This is a genomic window from Bacillus sp. LR_5 (assembly GCF_042709275.1).
In genome coordinates, this window is sequence record NZ_JAVAXX010000018.1 from 36,226 (window position 1) to 54,718 (window position 18,493).

20 protein-coding genes and 1 riboswitch are annotated in these 18,493 nt (G+C 45.1%); of the genes, 4 read left to right on the forward strand and 16 right to left on the reverse strand.

Annotation, left to right across the window (positions count from 1 at the left end; all coding sequences use genetic code 11):
* Positions 1–3: 3 nt before the first annotated feature.
* The 8 genes from liaG to RAC86_RS06475 form a co-directional block, all read right to left on the reverse strand.
* Positions 4–876 carry a LiaG family protein gene (gene liaG / locus RAC86_RS06440; protein WP_072565246.1) on the reverse strand — a complete coding sequence of 291 codons (873 nt, stop codon included), beginning with the start codon at positions 874–876 and terminating at the stop codon, positions 4–6.
* 100 nt (positions 877–976) lie between these two features.
* A complete protein-coding gene (liaH, locus tag RAC86_RS06445; protein WP_072565247.1) occupies positions 977–1,657 on the reverse strand; it encodes a stress responsive protein LiaH in 681 nt (226 codons plus the stop codon).
* Between the two features lie 26 nt (positions 1,658–1,683).
* Positions 1,684–2,064 carry a cell envelope stress-induced membrane anchor protein LiaI gene (gene liaI, locus RAC86_RS06450; RefSeq protein WP_003221659.1) on the reverse strand — a complete coding sequence of 127 codons (381 nt, stop codon included), beginning with the start codon at positions 2,062–2,064 and terminating at the stop codon, positions 1,684–1,686.
* 364 nt (positions 2,065–2,428) lie between these two features.
* Complete coding sequence (locus RAC86_RS06455) at positions 2,429–3,697, reverse strand: MFS transporter (RefSeq protein WP_061187956.1); 1,269 nt, start codon at positions 3,695–3,697, stop codon at positions 2,429–2,431.
* A gap of 192 nt (positions 3,698–3,889) precedes the next feature.
* Entirely contained in the window at positions 3,890–4,453 is a 564-nt protein-coding gene (locus RAC86_RS06460; RefSeq protein ID WP_061187955.1) for a cob(I)yrinic acid a,c-diamide adenosyltransferase, read from the reverse strand.
* Between the two features lie 21 nt (positions 4,454–4,474).
* A complete protein-coding gene (locus tag RAC86_RS06465) occupies positions 4,475–5,803 on the reverse strand; it encodes an ABC transporter ATP-binding protein (protein ID WP_072566778.1) in 1,329 nt (442 codons plus the stop codon).
* A complete protein-coding gene (locus RAC86_RS06470; protein WP_041521066.1) occupies positions 5,803–6,864 on the reverse strand; it encodes a FecCD family ABC transporter permease in 1,062 nt (353 codons plus the stop codon). The genes RAC86_RS06465 and RAC86_RS06470 overlap by 1 nt, the downstream gene beginning before the upstream one ends.
* The gene (locus tag RAC86_RS06475; protein WP_072565248.1) at positions 6,827–7,771 is read right to left on the reverse strand and encodes an ABC transporter substrate-binding protein; all 945 of its coding nucleotides are present in this window, start codon (positions 7,769–7,771) and stop codon (positions 6,827–6,829) included. Before RAC86_RS06475 ends, RAC86_RS06470 begins: the two co-directional genes overlap by 38 nt.
* 105 nt (positions 7,772–7,876) lie before the next feature.
* Positions 7,877–8,016: riboswitch (cobalamin riboswitch) on the reverse strand.
* A gap of 154 nt (positions 8,017–8,170) precedes the next feature.
* Here RAC86_RS06475 and RAC86_RS06480 point away from each other — a divergent pair.
* Positions 8,171–8,962 carry an SDR family NAD(P)-dependent oxidoreductase gene (locus RAC86_RS06480; RefSeq protein WP_072565249.1) on the forward strand — a complete coding sequence of 264 codons (792 nt, stop codon included), beginning with the start codon at positions 8,171–8,173 and terminating at the stop codon, positions 8,960–8,962.
* Between the two features lie 37 nt (positions 8,963–8,999).
* Here RAC86_RS06480 and RAC86_RS06485 read toward each other — a convergent pair whose 3' ends face one another.
* From RAC86_RS06485 to sigO, 5 genes are all read right to left on the reverse strand, one after another.
* Entirely contained in the window at positions 9,000–9,878 is an 879-nt protein-coding gene (locus RAC86_RS06485; RefSeq protein ID WP_014115125.1) for an SMP-30/gluconolactonase/LRE family protein, read from the reverse strand.
* Between the two features lie 68 nt (positions 9,879–9,946).
* Positions 9,947–11,689 carry a two-component system sensor histidine kinase YvrG gene (gene yvrG, locus RAC86_RS06490; protein WP_041521067.1) on the reverse strand — a complete coding sequence of 581 codons (1,743 nt, stop codon included), beginning with the start codon at positions 11,687–11,689 and terminating at the stop codon, positions 9,947–9,949.
* Entirely contained in the window at positions 11,686–12,399 is a 714-nt protein-coding gene (gene yvrH / locus RAC86_RS06495) for a two-component system response regulator YvrH (RefSeq protein WP_041521068.1), read from the reverse strand. The genes yvrG and yvrH overlap by 4 nt, the downstream gene beginning before the upstream one ends.
* Before the next feature lie 153 nt (positions 12,400–12,552).
* The gene (gene rsoA / locus RAC86_RS06500; RefSeq protein WP_014115127.1) at positions 12,553–12,789 is read right to left on the reverse strand and encodes a sigma-O factor regulator RsoA; all 237 of its coding nucleotides are present in this window, start codon (positions 12,787–12,789) and stop codon (positions 12,553–12,555) included.
* Entirely contained in the window at positions 12,786–13,322 is a 537-nt protein-coding gene (gene sigO, locus RAC86_RS06505; RefSeq protein ID WP_072566779.1) for an RNA polymerase sigma factor SigO, read from the reverse strand. Before sigO ends, rsoA begins: the two co-directional genes overlap by 4 nt.
* 203 nt (positions 13,323–13,525) lie before the next feature.
* Between sigO and RAC86_RS06510 the strand changes: the two genes are divergently transcribed.
* From RAC86_RS06510 to RAC86_RS06520, 3 genes are all read left to right on the forward strand, one after another.
* Complete coding sequence (locus RAC86_RS06510) at positions 13,526–13,681, forward strand: YvrJ family protein (RefSeq protein WP_003221632.1); 156 nt, start codon at positions 13,526–13,528, stop codon at positions 13,679–13,681.
* 120 nt (positions 13,682–13,801) lie between these two features.
* On the forward strand, positions 13,802–14,959 hold the full coding sequence (oxdC, locus tag RAC86_RS06515) for an oxalate decarboxylase (RefSeq protein ID WP_014115129.1): 1,158 nt from the start codon (positions 13,802–13,804) through the stop codon (positions 14,957–14,959).
* 60 nt (positions 14,960–15,019) lie between these two features.
* A complete protein-coding gene (locus tag RAC86_RS06520) occupies positions 15,020–15,430 on the forward strand; it encodes a regulatory YrvL family protein (protein WP_014115130.1) in 411 nt (136 codons plus the stop codon).
* A gap of 33 nt (positions 15,431–15,463) precedes the next feature.
* On the opposite strand, the gene RAC86_RS06525 is transcribed toward RAC86_RS06520, so the two are convergent.
* The 3 genes from RAC86_RS06525 to RAC86_RS06535 all read right to left on the reverse strand — a co-directional run.
* On the reverse strand, positions 15,464–16,693 hold the full coding sequence (locus RAC86_RS06525; protein ID WP_061187948.1) for an ABC transporter permease: 1,230 nt from the start codon (positions 16,691–16,693) through the stop codon (positions 15,464–15,466).
* Positions 16,686–17,375: an ABC transporter ATP-binding protein gene (locus tag RAC86_RS06530; RefSeq protein ID WP_014115132.1), complete on the reverse strand. Its 690-nt coding sequence runs from the start codon at positions 17,373–17,375 to the stop codon at positions 16,686–16,688. The genes RAC86_RS06525 and RAC86_RS06530 overlap by 8 nt, the downstream gene beginning before the upstream one ends.
* Positions 17,359–18,493: efflux RND transporter periplasmic adaptor subunit (locus tag RAC86_RS06535; protein WP_377885435.1), on the reverse strand; the 1,135-nt coding region annotated here is incomplete at its 5' end. The genes RAC86_RS06530 and RAC86_RS06535, both read right to left, overlap by 17 nt.

Here is an 18,493-nt window from a genome sequence, read left to right on the forward strand (position 1 = left end):
GTGCTACCGTATCGTTAGATCCCCGCTGTCCGTTTTGATATCGATTTGATACTGGCCGTTTCCTTGCAAGCCTGTGATTTGATGATGTTCTTTATGTGCTGTATCAGCAAATGAATACGGCGAACTAACCTCTCCGCTCGTTGATTTTGCGTTGACTGTAAAGCTGCCATTTTGGGGAAGGCTCAAATCCGCATCACCGCTTGTCAGTGTGACAGATAAAGGACCCGTTACCTTTTTCGATGCAGCATCTAGGTTTCCTGAAGTCATCCTTACATCAAGAGAGCCTGATACATCAGCCAGATTTGCGTCTCCTGAAGCTAAGTCAATGCCGGTTGTTTTGGAGATGGTGTTTGAAATGGTAACATCTCCGGATGACCCCTTTACTTTCAGATCTTTAAGGCGGACGTCCGTCACTCTCATATTTCCGCTCGCAGATACTGCGTTCAGCCCGGAAAGCACAAGATGATGATTCCCGTCCACTGACACGTCACCACTTGAGGTTCGCACCGTCAGATGCCCTTTATACTCATATGGAATCCGGACAATAAGGGAAGAGCGATTAAACCCATTCAAAAATTGAAATTCTTTTTCCTTTGTGGTCAGCTCCAGTTTTCTTCTGTTTTCAGTAACAAATAACTTTCCTGAGTCTCCTGAAATGCCTGCCGATATGTCATTTCGCTCTTCTGCTATGATCTGGACATCCTTGTTATCTGACTCAATGACTACGCTGTCGATGTCTCGCGGCGATGCGCTGGCTGAATCGGCTTCTGTGCCGTTTACGAAACCCAAGCCTGCAGCAAACACGTCTTTTACGACGACGGCGAAAAATATAAGAATACCGGCAGTGATCAACAGTTTGCCCAGCATTTTTTTCATTCGATTTCATCCTTCTCATTCATTCTATTATAAAGGAAAAGCCTGTGAATTGATACGTGCGGAAGGGAAGGACTTGACCGCAAATCCTTCCCCGTTCCGCTTATTCATTTGCTGCATGTGATGTCTGATCTGTTTTTTGCAGTGAGAGCGCCCGCATTTTTTCAATCTCCGCTTCCACATCGTCTGCAAATTCTTTGCGCGTGAGTTCTGTGCCGGCTTCCGCTGACTTTGAATAATTCGCGCGGATTTCCATTTCTTCAATACGGTTTTCAATACGCAAAAATTCACGATACGCGCTTTCGCTGTCAATTTTGTCAAATGTCGTATTCATATGCTCTTTTGCTTTCGCGGCATTTGCCCGGGCAATCAGCGCCTGCTTTTTATCCTTTACGTCCTGTAGCTTTGTTTCAAGTGCAGCCAGCTGTTCTTTCAGATCAGCCAGCTGACTGTTCGCTTGTTCATAGGACGCTTTATGTTCAGCTGCCTTCCCTTCTAAATACTTCATTTCAGTCAGCGCCTTTTTCGCCAGCTCTTCTTCGCCTGCGTCAAATGCGAGCTGTGCCTGATTTTGGCGTTTTCCAGCCATTTCAGCTGCTTCTTCATATTTTTTCTTAAATTGATAGGCAATCGTGTGCTGTTTCACAATTGTTTGTTTTGCTTTTGCAATGTCGCTTTCCATATCACGGACATATTGATTCAGCATTACCTTTGGGTTCTCCATTTTATCAAGACCTTCATGAACTGACGCAACAAACATGTCTCTCATTCTTTTTAATACCATACCTGATTCCTCCTAATATGCTGATATTATTTTTTCTTCAAAAATTCTTCCCATTCGTCATCAAAGTGAGATTGGTAGGCAGCCGAAGCCGGTTCAGGATCAAAAGATGACACACCGTTATCAGCTGATCCGTTTTTCATGAGCTTCCAGCCGTAATACACCATAGCGGCCGCCAGCGCAATTCCGACGACAAACGGAAGTGAACAGATGAGCATGATCGCTCCGATACCGCCCAAGATGATTCCTGTGATCGTTTTTCCTGCGGCAAATCTTTTCATTCCTGCGTATGTCATCAAGCTCCCTATGGCGAGCGGGATGATAAAGCCGAAGCTTCCTCCTCCAAAAAAGACGGAGATCCCAAATACAATTAATAAGAATCCGCCTATTGTTTTCTTGTTTATCTTCATGCAGATCCTCCTTTCGTTTTCCTTGTCTTCATCTTAAACAAATTGGCATTTGCGCAAAACGAATCAGAGATTGATTTTTATATAAGACCGGAGTCGTATCTTGTGCCGGACCTATGGACACAAAAAACACCATGCACGAGGCATGGCGTTTAAGATTGTTGACAAAATTCTAAAACGGTTTATAGTTTTAGGATTTTGTCATCCTTTCAGCGTGATTGAAAACCCTTAAAGTTTAGGAAAGGCGAGCATCGGAGCACAGCGAATGTTGGAATTCGTGAGCACCGAAGCGCAGGCTTGACAATGAATGCGAGGGTTTGTCTACACGCTGAAACACCATGCACGAGGCATGGCGTTTCAAAACCCTTTACAGATGAACACTTGCTTCCCTTTCTTTGATCAGGTCGGATCGTTCTGCTTTAGCCAGCTTTGTGAACAGCAAAATGCCAATACCCGCAATAATTTCGACAACCCCTCCGACAGCGATCACAGTTCCTGAGCCAAAAGCGTTTGCAGCATACCCGCAAATGACAGCTCCGGCAGGTATGGAAATATTAGAGATCATATGTATAACGGCATAGACCTGCGGCTGATCCTCACTATCCACAGAGGTCTGGATAATCGTGTACTCTGGAACATTAACAGCACTGACTGCGGCGCCAAAGGTAAACGCAGCGAGAAAGACGAGCGGCAAAAAGGTATTCATACCGGTAATAAAGAAAGCGAATCCTTCAATAATGCCGGCAGTTACGAATAACAGGCCGTATCTGTTTACTTTGACTTTCGCCAGCACAAATCCCAATAAAAATGCGCCTGCGGCGGTGGTGGCCTTTAAAAGCGAGTAAACGATCGGCTGGCCGTTTAAATCCTCCGCAACGTAAACTGCTGAGAGCGCTTCCCAAGGGGCTGCCGCGAAATTCATAAAGATACAATAAATGGCGAGTGGATATAAAATTTGATGTCTTCTCACGAGCGTAAAACCGCGTTTCAGTCTGCCGATATATGTGCCTCTCTGCGTAACAACAGCAGACTCTGATTGGGATTCAACCGCAGTGTACTTAATAAAAAGGACGAGAAAACCAGAAACCAAATAGAGAACAAGTGCGATAAGCATTGTATAAGAAGGGCTGATAAATGTAAGAAAAGCGCCGCATAACGTGACAGCTCCGAGCCGGACAATTTGAGCGGAGGATTGCAGCACGGCGTTTGCTTTTTGAATGCCCTGTTCATTTACGATTTGGGGAATTAAAGCTATGGAGGCGGGATTGTAGGCAGCCCCTGTAGCAGAATGGACAATCATAAGTGTCATGACAAACCACAGCGGAGAGAAGCCCGCAAAATGACAAAGAGGAATAATCAAGACAATCGCAGCCCTTGTCAGATCTGAAAAGTACATCCAAAATTTCAGCGTATTTTGTTTCATGAAAGGACCCGTCACAGGCGCCAGCACAGCTTCCGGCAAAAAAGTAACAGCAATCAATAAAGCAGTGCCGATCGCACCTTTGCCGTCATAAATTAAAAACCATAATATCGAATTAAATGCGAACATATCGCCGGATATCTTGACTATTCTTGAGAAAAAAAGATAATTGAAATTTCTCTTCCAGATGCTATCACTTTCAATTAAATTCACCATCTATCAGAGCCCCCCACTGCCTATTTTTTACATCTATTTGTTACAATATCTCATTTTCCCACTTTTCAGTCAATAATTCATAAGGTTCATTTTTTGTCGTAAAATGGGAGATTGACAGAATGAAAAACAAAAAAGCCGGCATGTAGAGAACACGCCGGCTTTCATTTTCTTTTTTTATGATTCGCTGCTGTTTTAGTCCCGAAACACAATAGCACTTCTTTCATATTCCACGTCGTCAATGCCGCTTCTCACATTCACAACCCGTGCGGCAGCAAAGAAATAATCGGAAAGACGATTGAGATAACGCAGCACTGTTTCATGAATCTCCTCCGATTTCATCAGTGCCACCACTCGGCGTTCCGCCCGCCTTGTTATGGTACGCGCCGCATGGAGAAGCGAAGCACCCTTCGAGCCACCTGGAAGAATAAATTTCTTTAGTTCCGGCGCTTCTGATGTATAGGCATCAATGCGCGTTTCTAAAAAGGAAACGGATTCTTCCGTTAGTTTATAGTCTTTTCTTTCTGTGACGATTGCCAGATCGCCTCCGCAGTCAAACAGCTCATGCTGGATGATCAGCAGCTCGGCTGTCAAATCTTCAAAGCCGGGCTGCCCGGAAAGCTCTGCCAAAGCTAGCCCGACAAAGCTATTCAGCTCGTCAATCGTGCCGTAACTTTCAACGCGGAGGCTGTCCTTGTCCGTTCTGCCTCCGACTAAGCCCGTTTGTCCCTTATCGCCTGTTTTGGTATATAGTTTCATACATGAGTCTCCTTTACAGACTTATTCAAACAGCTCTGCCGCCTCTTTTACACATTCAGCTGTCCCTTTCTGTATTAATTGATTCAGCCGCTGTTCTGTGTTTTGAGATTGCTGAGTTTGTGTCGCGGCGATGAGAATATCCCCCTCTGTCAGTCCGTCTCCGAGCACTTTCACCCGTTCGGCTTCGGCGGTCATTAGGGCTTTGACGAAGAATTGATCCGCCGCATAGCCGTTGATCAAAATCCAGATCGAAAAGCCGGTCATGACGCATATGAAAACGGATAACTCTCCATCTTTATACGTTCGATTCACAAAACGGTCAAGCCTTCCCGGAGAAGCCATCGCACAAGTTTCGGGCAGATGAAAACCGTTTTCTAATAGGCAGGCCGTAAGCCCCTCTACAGGATCTGCCTGAACTGGCAGCCGTTTATGGATCAGCGTCCTGCTCCATGAGAACCCTGCACCGATAGGCGCTGAGGACAATGTACGAAGCGGGATTTCCGTTTGCAGTAGAATGTCATCGCTCCCCGCCTGGAGCAATGTTTCAAATGGGATAGGCCGCTGCTTTACGCTGTCTTTTTCAGGCTGAATCACAACCATCGGTTTAGGTGAGCTGTGATGAACCAAAGCGGTGACATCTGTATCGTACACCGCCTTTATGTGATGTTCTGAGACAGCATATTCCGGTTTTTGCTTAGGCCCGGCTGTACCGTTTTTCATAAACAAGAGCTCATCACAGTACAGGCTCGCGGTGTTCATATCATGAAAAACGCTGACAGCTGCCAATCCGCTATCTCTTGTCAGGCGTTTGATGAGATCAAGCAGTTCTTTTTGATAAGCCAAATCGAGAAAATTTGTCGGCTCGTCCAGAAATAAAATACGCGGCTGCTGCGCCAAAGCTTGGGCCAAATATACCCGCTGCTGTTCTCCTCCGCTTAGATCGCGGATCGATTTTTCCGCAAAAGCGGCCACTCCAGTTTGCTTCATTGCTTCCTGTACAATGGCTTCATCCTTTTCAGTATGCTGCCTGAATAGCCCTGTTTGGAATGGATATCTGCCGAAGGCTACCGTTTCTTTGACGGTAAAGGTAAAGGCTTGATCCGTTTTTTGCGGCAGGACGGCCATAATTTGCGCCAGTTCCTTCGGTTTATAGTCAGCCAGCGGTTTGCCAGCCAGATCAACGCTGCCTTCCTTGGCCGGCAGCGTACCTGTCAGCAAGTGCAAAAGCGTGGTTTTTCCGCTCCCATTAGGGCCGAGAATGCCGAGAAATTCACCCTTCTCCACTGTTAAGCTGACATTGTTGATCAGCCTGCTATCCCCGTATCCTCCCGACAGCCCTTCTGCCTTTATCATAAGCTTCTCCCCCCGCGGTGCTGCCGAATTAAAATAAGAGCGAAAACAGGCGCCCCCGCCAAGGACGTAATGATCCCAATCGGCAGTTCAATCGGCTCAATGATCGTTCTGGAAAGCAGATCGGCTAAAACGAGAAAACCTGCTCCGAGCAAGGCGGACAGCGGCAGTAAATGCCGATGGTCAGTTCCCCACAAAAGCCTTGTGATATGCGGAATCACAAGGCCGACAAAGCCGATCGTGCCGGATACAGCCACAGCGCTTCCCGTCAAAAGAGAGCCGGCGATCAAAATCAGCATTTTTCTCTGCTGGACACTGACTCCGAGAAGCTTTGCTTTGTCTTCTCCATAGGTCATCACGTTCAGCTCTCTTCCGTTTATGATCAGTAAAATCGTTCCTAAAAGAAAAAACGGCAGAAACAGAATAACATAGCTCCATCCCCTCATTGAGACGCTGCCAAGCAGCCAGTGCACAATTGGCAACAGGTTGTCGCCTGTCAGGGCAATGATAAGAGAAATAAATGCGCCCAAAAATGAGTTGATGATGACACCGGTCAAAATGAGGGTGGAGACAGACATTGAAGCATGAACGAGGCGGCTGAAGGAAAGGACCGCCGCAATCGTGACAAGTGCCGCGGCTACACTCACAACCGGGAGTGTAAACCCTCCGACGACAGGAAGCTGCAAGCCAAAAAACAAGGTCAACACCGCTCCAACTGAAGCACCGGATGAAACGCCGAGTGTGTAGGGATCAGCAAGAGGATTTTTCAACAGTCCTTGAAAAGCGGCCCCTGCGATAGAAAGAGCCGCCCCCACAAGGGCGGCCAGCACAACTCTCGGCAGTCTAATATTCATCATAATATTTGTGTACATCGGGTCATCAGAGCCGATAGAGCCACCGAAGCCTTCATGCCAAAAGACACGAAAGATAGCGGGGATAGGAATTTGCAGGCTGCCGCAAGATATTCCTAAGATGATGCTCGCAACTAAAAATGAGAAACCGATGATATATGCGGCATAACGATTATTCCTTAAACGTATCCGGGTAGATGCTTTCCGCAAGTTCTTCGACCCCTTCGATCAGACGGGGGCCGGAACGTGTCACGAGATCAGGATTTACATCATACACACGATGATGTTTCACAGCATTGATTTCGCTCCAGCCATCGCGTTTTTCCACTGCTTTCGCTTTTACTCCGTCTGTTGTAATGATAGCATCAGGATTGAGTTTTACGATCGCCTCGTCTGTCATTTGCACCCAGCCTGTTTGGGCCGCTGCTGCGTTTTTAGCATGGATGACATTCAGCATTTCATTCATAAACGTGTCTTTTCCGGTTGTGTAAATGTCAGGATCAGGAGAAACCTCGATAAATACGCTTTTCTCCTCTTTTTTTGAAATGTTTTTTGCTTTTTCTTTAATATCCTGCAAATCTGATTTCATGCGTTTTACGAGCTGATCGGCTTTTTTCTCTACCCCGGCAGCTTCTCCGATCATTTCGATTGATTTGTACACCTCGGAAAATGATTGTGCATCATTGACAGTCAGTACAGTAATGCCCGCGTCCTTCAGCTGTTTGATGGCATCCGCTGACGCTGACATGGAAGACTCATGGGCAAGAACGAGATCCGGCTTTAGAGAAATGACTTTCTCAACGTTTACATTCATGTCTCCGACCTTCTCAACCTTTTTGACTTCCTTTGGATATGTATCGTTCGTGGTGACACCGACCACTTTGTCACCGAGTCCGAGAGCGTATGTGATTTCTGTGTTGCTCGGCATTAATGAAACAATCTTTTTCGGCTCCTTTTTGATGGTCACATCTTGATTTGACGCATCATCAATGGTGACAGGGAACACTTCTGTCTTTTGTTTTGCCTTGGAATCCTTCTGATCCGCAGTATTGCCGCAGCCTGCCATCATAACGGCAGCCAGCAGAAGTGCAGTCCATATTCCGGCTAGTTTTTTCATAACCTTTCCTCCTAAGTGAACTAAAAAAAGCATCTCTACGATGGTAAAGATGCTGTAAACAACACAAAAAAGCCTATTGTTTACACATCATCTGTCCTCGCAGACTTCGTGCTGATCAAATAGGCAGGTATCCTGGCTTTTGACGCTATGGCCAATTACAGTGGCGGGACCGCACCGGCTTTTACCGGTTTCCCTATTAAGCCGGCTGTTGTTCACGGACCGGCACCTATTTGACATTCGTATCCTTTTTTCGGAGTAATTATACTATATGACTGACAGGCTTGTATATGCGCCCTGAATGACTTTTCCCCCGGTATATGTATGGAAGCAAAATCCTCGTAAACACTAATTTTGTTCTTGTATACTTAATACCATCATCTATAAAAAGGAATGATTCTTATGGATTTAAAGCTAAAAGACAAACTCGTCTTAATCACCGGCTCGACTTCCGGCATCGGGAAAGCCGCAGCAAAAAGCTTTCTGCAAGAGGGAGCGGCAGTGATTGTCAACGGGCGCAAACAGGAGACTGTCGATCGCACGATTGAAGAGCTTTCTGGATACGGAACGGTGCACGGCGTGGCAGCCGATTTGTCAAAAATAGATGAAGCAGCGGCTTTTATTGAAAAAGTAAATGAAATCGGTGATATCGATATCCTTGTCAACAACCTTGGCTTCTTCGAGGTAAAAGACTTTGCCGATGTGACAGATGAGGAGTGGACTCAATATTTTGAAGTGAACGTGATGAGCGCGGTTCGGACAAGCCGTCACTTCCTTCCAAAAATGCTTGCCAAAAACAGCGGCCGCATTTTAAATATCGCAAGTGAAGCAGGCATCAAACCGCTTCCAACAATGATTCCATACTCCATGACAAAAACGGCGCTGATCAGCCTTTCAAGAGGGATGGCTGAAATGACGAAAGGCACGAATGTGACAGTCAACTCAGTGCTTCCGGGACCTACTTGGACAGAGGGCGTGGCATCCTATATGGAAGGTGCCGCAAAAGCAGCCGGCCAGGATACAGATACATTCATCAAAGACTATTTTAAAGTTAATGAGCCGACTTCTCTTATTCAGCGATACGCGACAGCAGAAGAAGTCGCCAACACGATCGTATTCCTCGCATCTGACGCCGCATCCGCCATCAACGGCACGGCACAGCGTGTGGAAGGCGGCATTATCCGTTCTCTGTAATATACAAAAAACGCATCCGTGTTTCGGATGCGTTTTTTTATACATCTCCAGCGAATGGAACCGGCTGATAGCCGCCTGTTTCCAATTTTGCTGAAAACAATCCTCCCGCGTGAGGCTGCTCGTATCTTTCTGTTTCTGTCATTTGTTCCGTTGCCGTTGTGATGTAGAGGGTTTTTAAGTCTCTGCCTCCGAACGCGCAGCACGTGACATATTTAGCCGGCACGCTGATTGAATCGATTTCTTTTTTCTGAAACGGGTCAATGTGTACCACGCGGCTGCCGCCAAACAGCGCCACCCACAGCATGCCATTTTGGTCGATTGTCATGCCGTCCGGCAATCCTTCTGATTGATCAAAACGATAGACGGGTTCTGGATTTGAGACATCTCCGCTTTCAGGATCATACCTGTAGCGCACAATTTCCTGTGTCGGCGTGTCGATGTAATACATCAAATTCCGCTCGCGATCCCAATCCAAACCGTTCGAGGTGGAGACTTGATCTTTCATTTTGATAAGTCTGCCGTCTGGATCCAAACGGTATAACGAAGCCTGTTTTTGTTCGCCTTCCATGCTCGTCGTCCCCGCCCAAAGTCTTCCATACGGGTCACATTTCGCGTCATTAAAACGCAGGCTCTCATCCATATCCTTCGGCTGTTTGATCTTTTCCAAGCTGTCATCCTGAACATGATACAGGTAGAACCCGTCCTTCATCGTCATAATCAGCTCATCCTTTGTATATTTCGCAAGCGCGGTCACAAAGGACTTGAATTTGATCGACCGGTTGATTTTTTCTTCAGGATCGAAGATGTGGAGCTCGCTCCCTAAGATATCGACCCAATATAAGCGGCCGTTTTCTTCATCCCATAACGGGCCTTCACCAATCACTGCCCGAGTGTCTGCTTCCAATACTGCGTCCATGTGTTACACCTCTTTAGCTTCAGTCTATATATTGTTATTCCCGGCAAAAAGGTGTCCAAACCACATGTTTATTGTTTTTTGAAAAGGATGGTAATGACCGTTCCAATGTTCATTCTGCTGTTTACATGAATCGTCCCGTTATGCAGATGGACAAGCTCCTTGGCAATGGCGAGCCCGAGGCCCGTTCCGGCAGATGGATCTTTTGTGTTCGTCCCTCTGTAGTAACGGTTAAATAAATGGGTAATCGTTTCTTCATCCATTCCTTTCCCATTGTCCTTAACCTTCAACGAAATATGATTTTTTGTTTGTTCCAGAATGACCTGAATTTCTGTTCCTTTGTCGTTGTGCTTTACGGCATTCCCAAGCAGATTTTCTAATATGCGCCTGAACCATGCTTCATCAAGCGCAAATTCAATATGCTCTTCTTTGGATACAAAGGAGATATCATACCCTTCAGAAAACGGGTTTTTCTTGAAATCCTCAATGACATTTTTAAAAAACGGGATCAGGTTTGTGAGCTTTCTCTCAATTGGAAGAGCATCATTTTTCAGCCGATACGTTAAATTTAAGTCTTCAATCAGCTTGGACATGTATTCGGATTTTTCTCTGACAACCTGTCCCATTTCTTTCACTTCTTCCGGCGACCAATCATACTGCTTCGACTCAAGCATCATGCTGTAACCGTAAATACTGCTGAGCGGTGTTTTTAAGTCATGCGACAAACCGGCAATCCATTCTTCTCTTGTCGCCTGGATTTTTTCTCTGTTTCTTTTATCCCGTCTCAGCGTTTCAGTCAGCTGATCCATTGATTCAAATATCTCACCGAAGAAGCGGTACGGCTGTTTGATTTTGCCCTTTTTGTTTTTGCTGACAGGAAGGCCTTTCCGGTTTTTCGGTTCCTCAAGCTTCCCTTTTGATAGATTGACCAGCCATTTAATCGTGTGAAAAATCGGCAGCCCGAATCGGAACATATACCAAACGGTCATCCAAATGATATACAGGAACAGAACACCCATAATCAGGAACATCGCCTTTAGCACAACCTTCAGAAACGATTTGTTAAACTCCTGATCGGTTACATAGACAGGGTTCGGCACGGTAGCGACCATCCATCTGTCTTTATTGAGGATCTTAACGGAAATTTCCCGTTTATAGTTCCAAGGTTTAGAGCTGTATTTAAGCAGCTCCAGCTGGTTCATCGTTTTTCTTTCACTTTTTGTGCTGTTAATGCTGTCGAGAATGTTTCCATTGCTGTCTAATAGGTAAATGGCGCCTTTTTCCCGCTTAATATAGTCGATGGTACTGGACTGATAATGTGCTAGAGAATCTATCTTTTGTTCGCGCTTTTCAACGGAAGTCAACAGCTGTTCGCTCTTTGATTTCCAGCCGGACAATAGAAGATACGACTTATCTTCAATATTGATGGCCCAATAATTCAGCTTATAGTTATTAAGCTTTTTGGTTTTATAAATAGACAAGAGCTCTTTCTTGGTATAGGTGCCGGGCACGTCTTTCGGCACGCTGTAGGAATAATCGGTTTTCCCATCGGAATCAATGATTTGCATCCAGCCATGCTGTTTATCGACAGATTTCTTCAGAAAATTATCGACTTCCCATGTCCCGTTTTCGTTTACATCGAGATATGCCTCAAGTGTGTCGGTGGTTGCCTTTGTCAGCCCAGAATTCGATTCCGCATCGCTAAATCGAGCGTCTAAATAGAAAAATGAAGCGACAAGCATAACCGTAAGCAGCAGGATCACAATCAGCATCTGCCCAAAAAAGTGAAACAAAAACTTCCATCTTAATCTCATGACCGCTTGCCTTCAGGATTCGGGATAAAACGGTAGCCGAGACCGCGAACGGTTACGATATACTCCGGATTGCTCGGATCACGCTCAATTTTTTCCCGAAGCTTGCGAATATGAACCATAACGGTGTTGTTGTCGCCGTAAGAAGGATAGCCCCAAACTTTTTCATAAATTTGATCTTTGGAAAGCACCACATTGGGGTGTTCACAAAAATACTGCAAAAGCTGCAAAAGCTGGGCTGAACAAGCGACGGCTTCTCCGCCTACAATCAGCTCGGCATTTTGCGGAGAAAATGTAAAATAATCATATGTATAGGTTTGATTTGAATTCGTTTCTTTCGATTGATATGTCCGCTTGAGGTGCGCCCTGATCCGCGCCGCTAATTCCAGTGGATTAAATGGTTTTGTGATATAGTCATCAGCCCCAACCGCAAAGCCGGACAATTTATCCGCGTCGGATGATCTTGCCGTCAGGAAAAAAATCGGAGCGTCTGAATACTCTCTGATCAGCGTGCAGGCTTCAAAACCGGACATTCCGCCCATCATGACATCGAGCACGATCAAATCAACCTTATTGGCCTTCACAACTGGAATCGCTTCTTCTGCGCTTGCCGCATCCAGTAAATTTCGATAACCTTCTTTTTCGAGAACGCGTTTGATCATGTCTACAATCGCTTTCTCATCGTCTACGATTAAAATTGACGCATTTTCCACTTTTATGTTCCTTTCTGTCACTGTTTTTTTCATCTTATCATTATATCGTTTATTTTTGGTACATTTTTGAATAGGAAGAGTCTTACCGGACAGAACAAATAGAAAACGGGAACGTGGCAGTTCCCGTTTTTCGTATTTTCAGATGATAAATGGTTATGAGTCCTCGTCTACCATATACAAAATAAACTCCCAAAACCCCGGAACGTCCTGGCACAAAAGCATATCTGCCTTTTCAAACATTTTGATCTTCAGCTCTTGCTCTAAATCTTCTCTTTCTTGATAGGATGTATTGCAGAGTTTTTTTCTGATCATCGGTGAAAAGCATTCAATCAGATGTTCTATGTCAAATTTATCGTCTTTTTGGTTCTTTGATTCAAACTGGCCGTTCACAGCTTACTTTCCCCCTTTTTTTGCGCCGCTAGCTGTTTTCTGATATTCTCAAGCCCTTTTTTATGAATGTTGGAGATGTTTTGCCGGGACTCTCCTAGAGAATCGGCAATCTCTTGCATCGTGGCACCATGAAGATAGACTTTCGTCAGCACGCTTTTTTGTTTGTCAGTCAGCTTCTGGATCGCTTGGTAGAGCTGATAATCCTGAACATGCTGGCTCAAATCATCCTGCATATCTAAAAATGCTTCAAACGCATCGCTTCCAGTTTCGGAAGGAAGTCGTTCTCCTGCTTCCGGATGATCGACCGTCAGCGGATACCGTTTTTGGTTTTTGCGAACCCGCTTATCAAAATCAATAGAAAAGATCCGAATCATTGAATTCATATACTTGACGATGCGGATTTCCTTATAAAATTGCTTAAATTGCTCGTCCAATGATTTTGCATCTTTTTCGTTCGGGCTTTCCATTACGTTTTTGAACAAACGGTAATGCTGAGGATTGCTCAAAAAATGCTTCACGATGGGATGCTTCATTATCTCCTTACATTTTGACCGTAAAAGACCTTGATAGTCCATCAAACCGCCTCCCTACTAAATTAAATGAAGGAAAGCAAAAAAAAGTAAACTACTACTTTCTGACTAGCGCTTGTCTTAAATACTCCAGCCGCAGTTTACGTTTTCTTGGATTTCCTTCACTTACATACATGACTGCAAAAAAAGAAGGGAGGTATTTTCCTATGGATCAGGTTTTTATAGAGGAAGTCGTGAAACAGATCGGCAATCTGGGGTTTCCTGCGTTAATTGCAATGTACCTGCTGACCCGATTTGAAAAAAAGTTTGATCAGCTTATCGAACTGATGACAGAGTTGAAAGATCAAAAAGCAAAAAATTAATTTTCAATCGAAGTTGACTTTTCACTGTTTTTTTTCACTTAACAAGGCAGAAGGGAAAACGAAAGGCCTTTCACCTTCTCTTTCTGCTATCACATTTAAATTCTAAGGAGGAAACATTTCATGAAAAAACAAAATGACATTCCACAGCCAATTAGAGGAGACGAAGGAGCAACAGTAAAAATCCCGCGCAATATTGAAAGAGACCGCCAAAATCCGGACATGCTTGTTCCGCCGGAGACTGATAATGGTACCGTAAGCAATATGAAGTTTTCGTTCTCTGATACTCATAACCGCTTAGAAAAAGGCGGATATGCCCGTGAAGTGACAGTACGGGAGCTGCCAATTTCAGAAAACCTTGCATCTGTAAATATGCGGCTGAAGCCAGGTGCCATTCGCGAGCTGCATTGGCATAAAGAAGCAGAGTGGGCTTATATGATTTACGGAAGTGCAAGAGTCACAATTGTGGATGAAAAAGGGCGCAGCTTTATTGATGATGTAGGCGAAGGAGACCTTTGGTACTTCCCGTCAGGCCTGCCGCACTCCATTCAAGCGCTGGATGAAGGAGCCGAGTTCCTGCTCGTGTTTGACGATGGCTCATTCTCTGAAAACAGCACGTTCCAGCTGACAGACTGGCTTGCCCACACGCCTAAAGAAGTCATTGCTGCGAACTTTGGCGTAACACAAGAAGATATTGCTAATTTGCCAGGGGAAGAGAAATATATTTTTGAAGAACCAGTCCCAGGATGTTTGAAAGATGACATTGTAGAAGGACCGAACGGCGAAGCGCCTTATCCGTTTACTTACCGCCTTCTTGAACAGAAGCCAATTGAATCAGAGGGAGGAAAAGTATACATTGCAGATTCAACAAACTTCAAAGTGTCTAAAACGATTGCATCTGCGCTCGTAACAGTGGAACCCGGCGCCATGAGAGAGCTGCATTGGCATCCGAATACTCACGAATGGCAATACTACATCTCCGGCAAAGCAAGAATGACCGTTTTTGCTTCTGACGGCCATGCCAGAACATTTAACTACCAAGCCGGTGATGTCGGTTATGTTCCATTTGCAATGGGTCATTACGTTGAAAACATCGGGGACGAACCGCTTGTCTTTTTAGAAATCTTTAAAGACGATCATTATGCCGATGTATCTTTAAACCAATGGCTTGCAATGCTTCCTGAAACATTAGTTCAACAGCATCTTGATTTAGGAAAAGACTTTACTGATATTCTTTCAAAAGAAAAGCATCCGGTTGTGAAAAAGAAAAGCAGTAAATAAAAAACGACCAGCTTGCAGAGAGCAATCGTTCTCTGCAAGCCTTTATAAGGAGATGTACCAGTGAAATATCAAATTTCTTCCAAACGATTATTGCGGCTCTTTATAAAGTACTTGCTGGCCGCGACAGCAGTAGTGTTCACCTATTTTGCCGTCATGTTTATATTGTTTTCTTTAGCAGGAACGAGCTACCGTTCAGTAGCTCATGTCCTGCTTTTTGCCGTGTTATTTCTTGTCCTTGGACTATTCTTAGAACCATTTGAACGCCTGATGGTACATAGTTTTACTTTTTTCAAGACAGACAAACGCTTATTCATTCTCCTTGCTGGCATCGTACAGCTGCTGTTTTTGTGGATGACTGCTCATACAACAGACGAAATGATCAGCGACATCTGGCTGTCCACCACAGAAGAAATGATCGTCGCAGCCGTTTTTCTTATTTTAGATAAATGCAATTCGGCCATTCCCAGCTAAAAAAAGAACGCATTCCAAATGGATGCGTTCTTTTTATTCATAGCGAAGCGCGTCTACAGGCTGAAGCTTAGATGCCTTGATGGACGGAAGCAAGCCGAAAATAATGCCGACTGCCATTGAAAAGATGAGTGCTCCGACAACAGCCGGAACGGAGACGATAAAAGGCATCGGAAAAACGACCGTCAGCAGCTTAGCGATGCCGAAGCCCGCTAGCACACCGAGTATTCCGCCAATGCTTGTCAGCACGACAGCCTCAGTTAAAAACTGAAATAAAATCACACGCCGCTTAGCCCCGAGCGCTTTCTTAATCCCGATTTCCCTCGTGCGCTCCGTGACGGAAACGAGCATAATGTTCATGACGCCAATACCGCCTACCAAAAGTGAAATACTGGCGATTCCGCCAAGCAGCAATGCAAATGACTGATTAAAGGACTCCACTTCCTGCGCGATCTCCTGAAGATCCATCACACTGTACTCTGCTTTTTCCAACTCAGCTTCAGACAGTCCCTGATTTAAAAGATCCGCAGCCATTACACCGGCTTCTTGAATATGCTCAGAAGAATCAGCCTGCACGGCAATCTGCGTTGGCGCATCAAAGCCTTCAATGAGCGGCCACACTTTTTTCGGCACGTACAAAACCGGGTTCGCGTAGTCGCCTTCAAACATGCTTTCCTGCTGATCTTTTTCTTTAAAAACACCAGCAACCCTAAACGGCACACCATTCATCTCAATGTTTTGATGCAGAGCGTCTCCGTCTGGAAACAGTTCATCTCTGGCAGCTTCATTGATCATCACCACTTGGTGTGTGCTGTTTAGTTCGTTTTCCGTCAGCTTTCTCCCTTCGGTTATACGGATTGGGAACATATCAAAGTAATCACCGTCAACTCCGTACACTTGGGGGTACGAAACGTTTGTTAAATGAAAAACACTCGCGCCTTCAGACAAGTAATATAAGGATAATCCTTTGACCATAGGATCAGATTTGATCGCCTTTACTGTTTCCTCTGCTACAGGCGGCGCGGACGTATAGGAAACTTGGTAGCCTCCGCCCTCCTCTTCTCCGCCCGACGGCTGGTAGACAACATTGATCGCGTTATTTCCCATGCCGATCATGCTCTGCTTTAATTGTTCGCTTTGGCCTTTTAGCATCGAAACAATTGCAATGATTGCCGCTATGCCGATAATGACCCCAAGCATTGTCAGTATGGATCTTAATTTATGAGAGAAAATGGATTGAAAGGAGATTCGAATATGTTCAAGCATGGCTGATATCCCCTCTCTCATCTAATACCAATTCTCCATCCCTGATAAAAACCGTTCTGTCAGCTTTTCTGGCGACGTCCGGGTCATGGGTAATCATAATAATTGTCTTGCCTTCCTGATGCAATTCAGAAAACAGCGACAAAATTTGTTCGCTTGATTTGGTATCAAGCGCCCCGGTCGGTTCATCAGCTAAAATAAACCTCGGCTGATTGACAAGGGCCCTCGCTATCGCCACCCGCTGCTTTTGCCCGCCGGACAGCTTCGGAGGCTTGTAGGCGACTCTGTCTTTTAAACCGACCTTTTCCAGCGCTTCATAGGCTCTTTGCCTTCTTTCTTTTTTCTTCACTTTATTATAGATCATGGGCAGTTCTACATTTTGCAACGCGGTGAGACGCGGCAGCAGATGAAAGGTTTGAAACACAAACCCGATTGATTCGTTGCGGATTTCGGCTAAGGCACCGTCTTTCCCTTTCAATATATCTATCTGGTCAAGCGTATAGGTTCCGGAGGTTGGCCTGTCCAAACAGCCTATGATATTCATTAACGTCGACTTTCCAGAACCGGAAGGCCCCATAATCGCCAGAAACTCACCAGCTTGGACAGTCAGATTGATATGTTTCAAGATTGGAACTTCTTCTTTTCCCAGCTTGTACGATTTCGAAATATTATTCAGTGTCAGCATTGACTGTAACCTGCTTTCCTTCCTTGACTGCGGGGTCAGGATAGATTACATAATCTTCCGGCGTCAGGCCGCTCTTGATTTCCACCATATCATTTTCATCAGTTTCCCCGATTTCAACAGGCTGTTTGACCGCTTTCTGCTTCTCATCAGCTTTCCACACGTACGGTTCGCCGTCATCCTGAATGACCATGTCAGACGGCAGCTTGATCTTATCCGCATCAGCCTCATCACTCATCACTTCGATGTTGACATGATAGCCGACTTCGAGACCTTTATGGCTATCTAATAAAATTGTGAAAGGATAGTTAGAGGATTGAGGATTCATTTCTTCTTCAGCAAAACTTTCTGATTCCTCACCCTCGCCTGCTCCTGCTGGAAGCTTGCCGATCGAGGTGACCTTTCCTTTCCACTCACCTTCACCGCCTGTTTTCAGTGTGACTCTGACTTTGCTGCCTTTTTTGATTGTGTCCATTAACAGCTCATTGATTTGGCTTTTGACTAGATATTTGCCCGTCGAAACAATCTGGATATACGGACCTGCTGCCTGGTCACCTGTTGCTCCGTCAGCGATATCCTGATTGACGCTTTGAACGATCCCATCATGCTTGCTTGTAATGACATTGGAACCTTTGTTTTTCGTCAGGGCAGCCAGCTCTTTTTGATGCTGCTTCAGCTCAAGCTGGCTTGTTTTTAATTCGAAATTGGCCTGATCAAGCTCATCTTGAAGCTGGGATTTCTCTTCCTTTCCGGCCGATTTCAGCTGCTTTTCCGTTTCCGTTATTGTTTTTTGTAAACGGCCGATTTGCAGGTTGGTCATTTCAATTTGCAAATTGGCTTGCTCAACTTCGTCAGAATGATCCTCACCCTCATACTCAAAAAGTTTATCGCCCTTTTTGACCTGATCGCCTTCTTTGACGTATGTTTTTTTAATGTTGCCTTTTTCTGAATCTATGTATACTTTCTGCTGTTTCTCAGGTTCAACCTTTCCAGAAAACGTTTGGCCTGATTCTGATTCTCCTCCCATGTATACCGCTACCGATTCAGCATAGGGCTCCGATGATACGGCAATTTGGTTCATGTGGGTAAAAAAGTAAAAAACGCCGGCACCGATCCCAGCT

Bases quoted from the DNA above. Each gene is read 5' to 3' on its own strand.
- liaG (WP_072565246.1), bottom strand. From the start codon at position 876: ATGAAAAAAATGCTGGGCAAACTGTTGATCACTGCCGGTATTCTTATA.
- liaH (WP_072565247.1), bottom strand. From the start codon at position 1,657: ATGGTATTAAAAAGAATGAGAGACATGTTTGTTGCGTCAGTTCATGAA.
- liaI (WP_003221659.1), bottom strand. From the start codon at position 2,064: ATGAAGATAAACAAGAAAACAATAGGCGGATTCTTATTAATTGTATTT.
- RAC86_RS06455 (WP_061187956.1), bottom strand. From the start codon at position 3,697: ATGGTGAATTTAATTGAAAGTGATAGCATCTGGAAGAGAAATTTCAAT.
- RAC86_RS06460 (WP_061187955.1), bottom strand. From the start codon at position 4,453: ATGAAACTATATACCAAAACAGGCGATAAGGGACAAACGGGCTTAGTC.
- RAC86_RS06475 (WP_072565248.1), bottom strand. From the start codon at position 7,771: ATGAAAAAACTAGCCGGAATATGGACTGCACTTCTGCTGGCTGCCGTT.
- RAC86_RS06480 (WP_072565249.1), top strand. From the start codon at position 8,171: ATGGATTTAAAGCTAAAAGACAAACTCGTCTTAATCACCGGCTCGACT.
- RAC86_RS06485 (WP_014115125.1), bottom strand. From the start codon at position 9,878: ATGGACGCAGTATTGGAAGCAGACACTCGGGCAGTGATTGGTGAAGGC.
- yvrG (WP_041521067.1), bottom strand. From the start codon at position 11,689: ATGAGATTAAGATGGAAGTTTTTGTTTCACTTTTTTGGGCAGATGCTG.
- sigO (WP_072566779.1), bottom strand. From the start codon at position 13,322: ATGAAGCATCCCATCGTGAAGCATTTTTTGAGCAATCCTCAGCATTAC.
- RAC86_RS06510 (WP_003221632.1), top strand. From the start codon at position 13,526: ATGGATCAGGTTTTTATAGAGGAAGTCGTGAAACAGATCGGCAATCTG.
- oxdC (WP_014115129.1), top strand. From the start codon at position 13,802: ATGAAAAAACAAAATGACATTCCACAGCCAATTAGAGGAGACGAAGGA.
- RAC86_RS06525 (WP_061187948.1), bottom strand. From the start codon at position 16,693: ATGCTTGAACATATTCGAATCTCCTTTCAATCCATTTTCTCTCATAAA.
- RAC86_RS06530 (WP_014115132.1), bottom strand. From the start codon at position 17,375: ATGCTGACACTGAATAATATTTCGAAATCGTACAAGCTGGGAAAAGAA.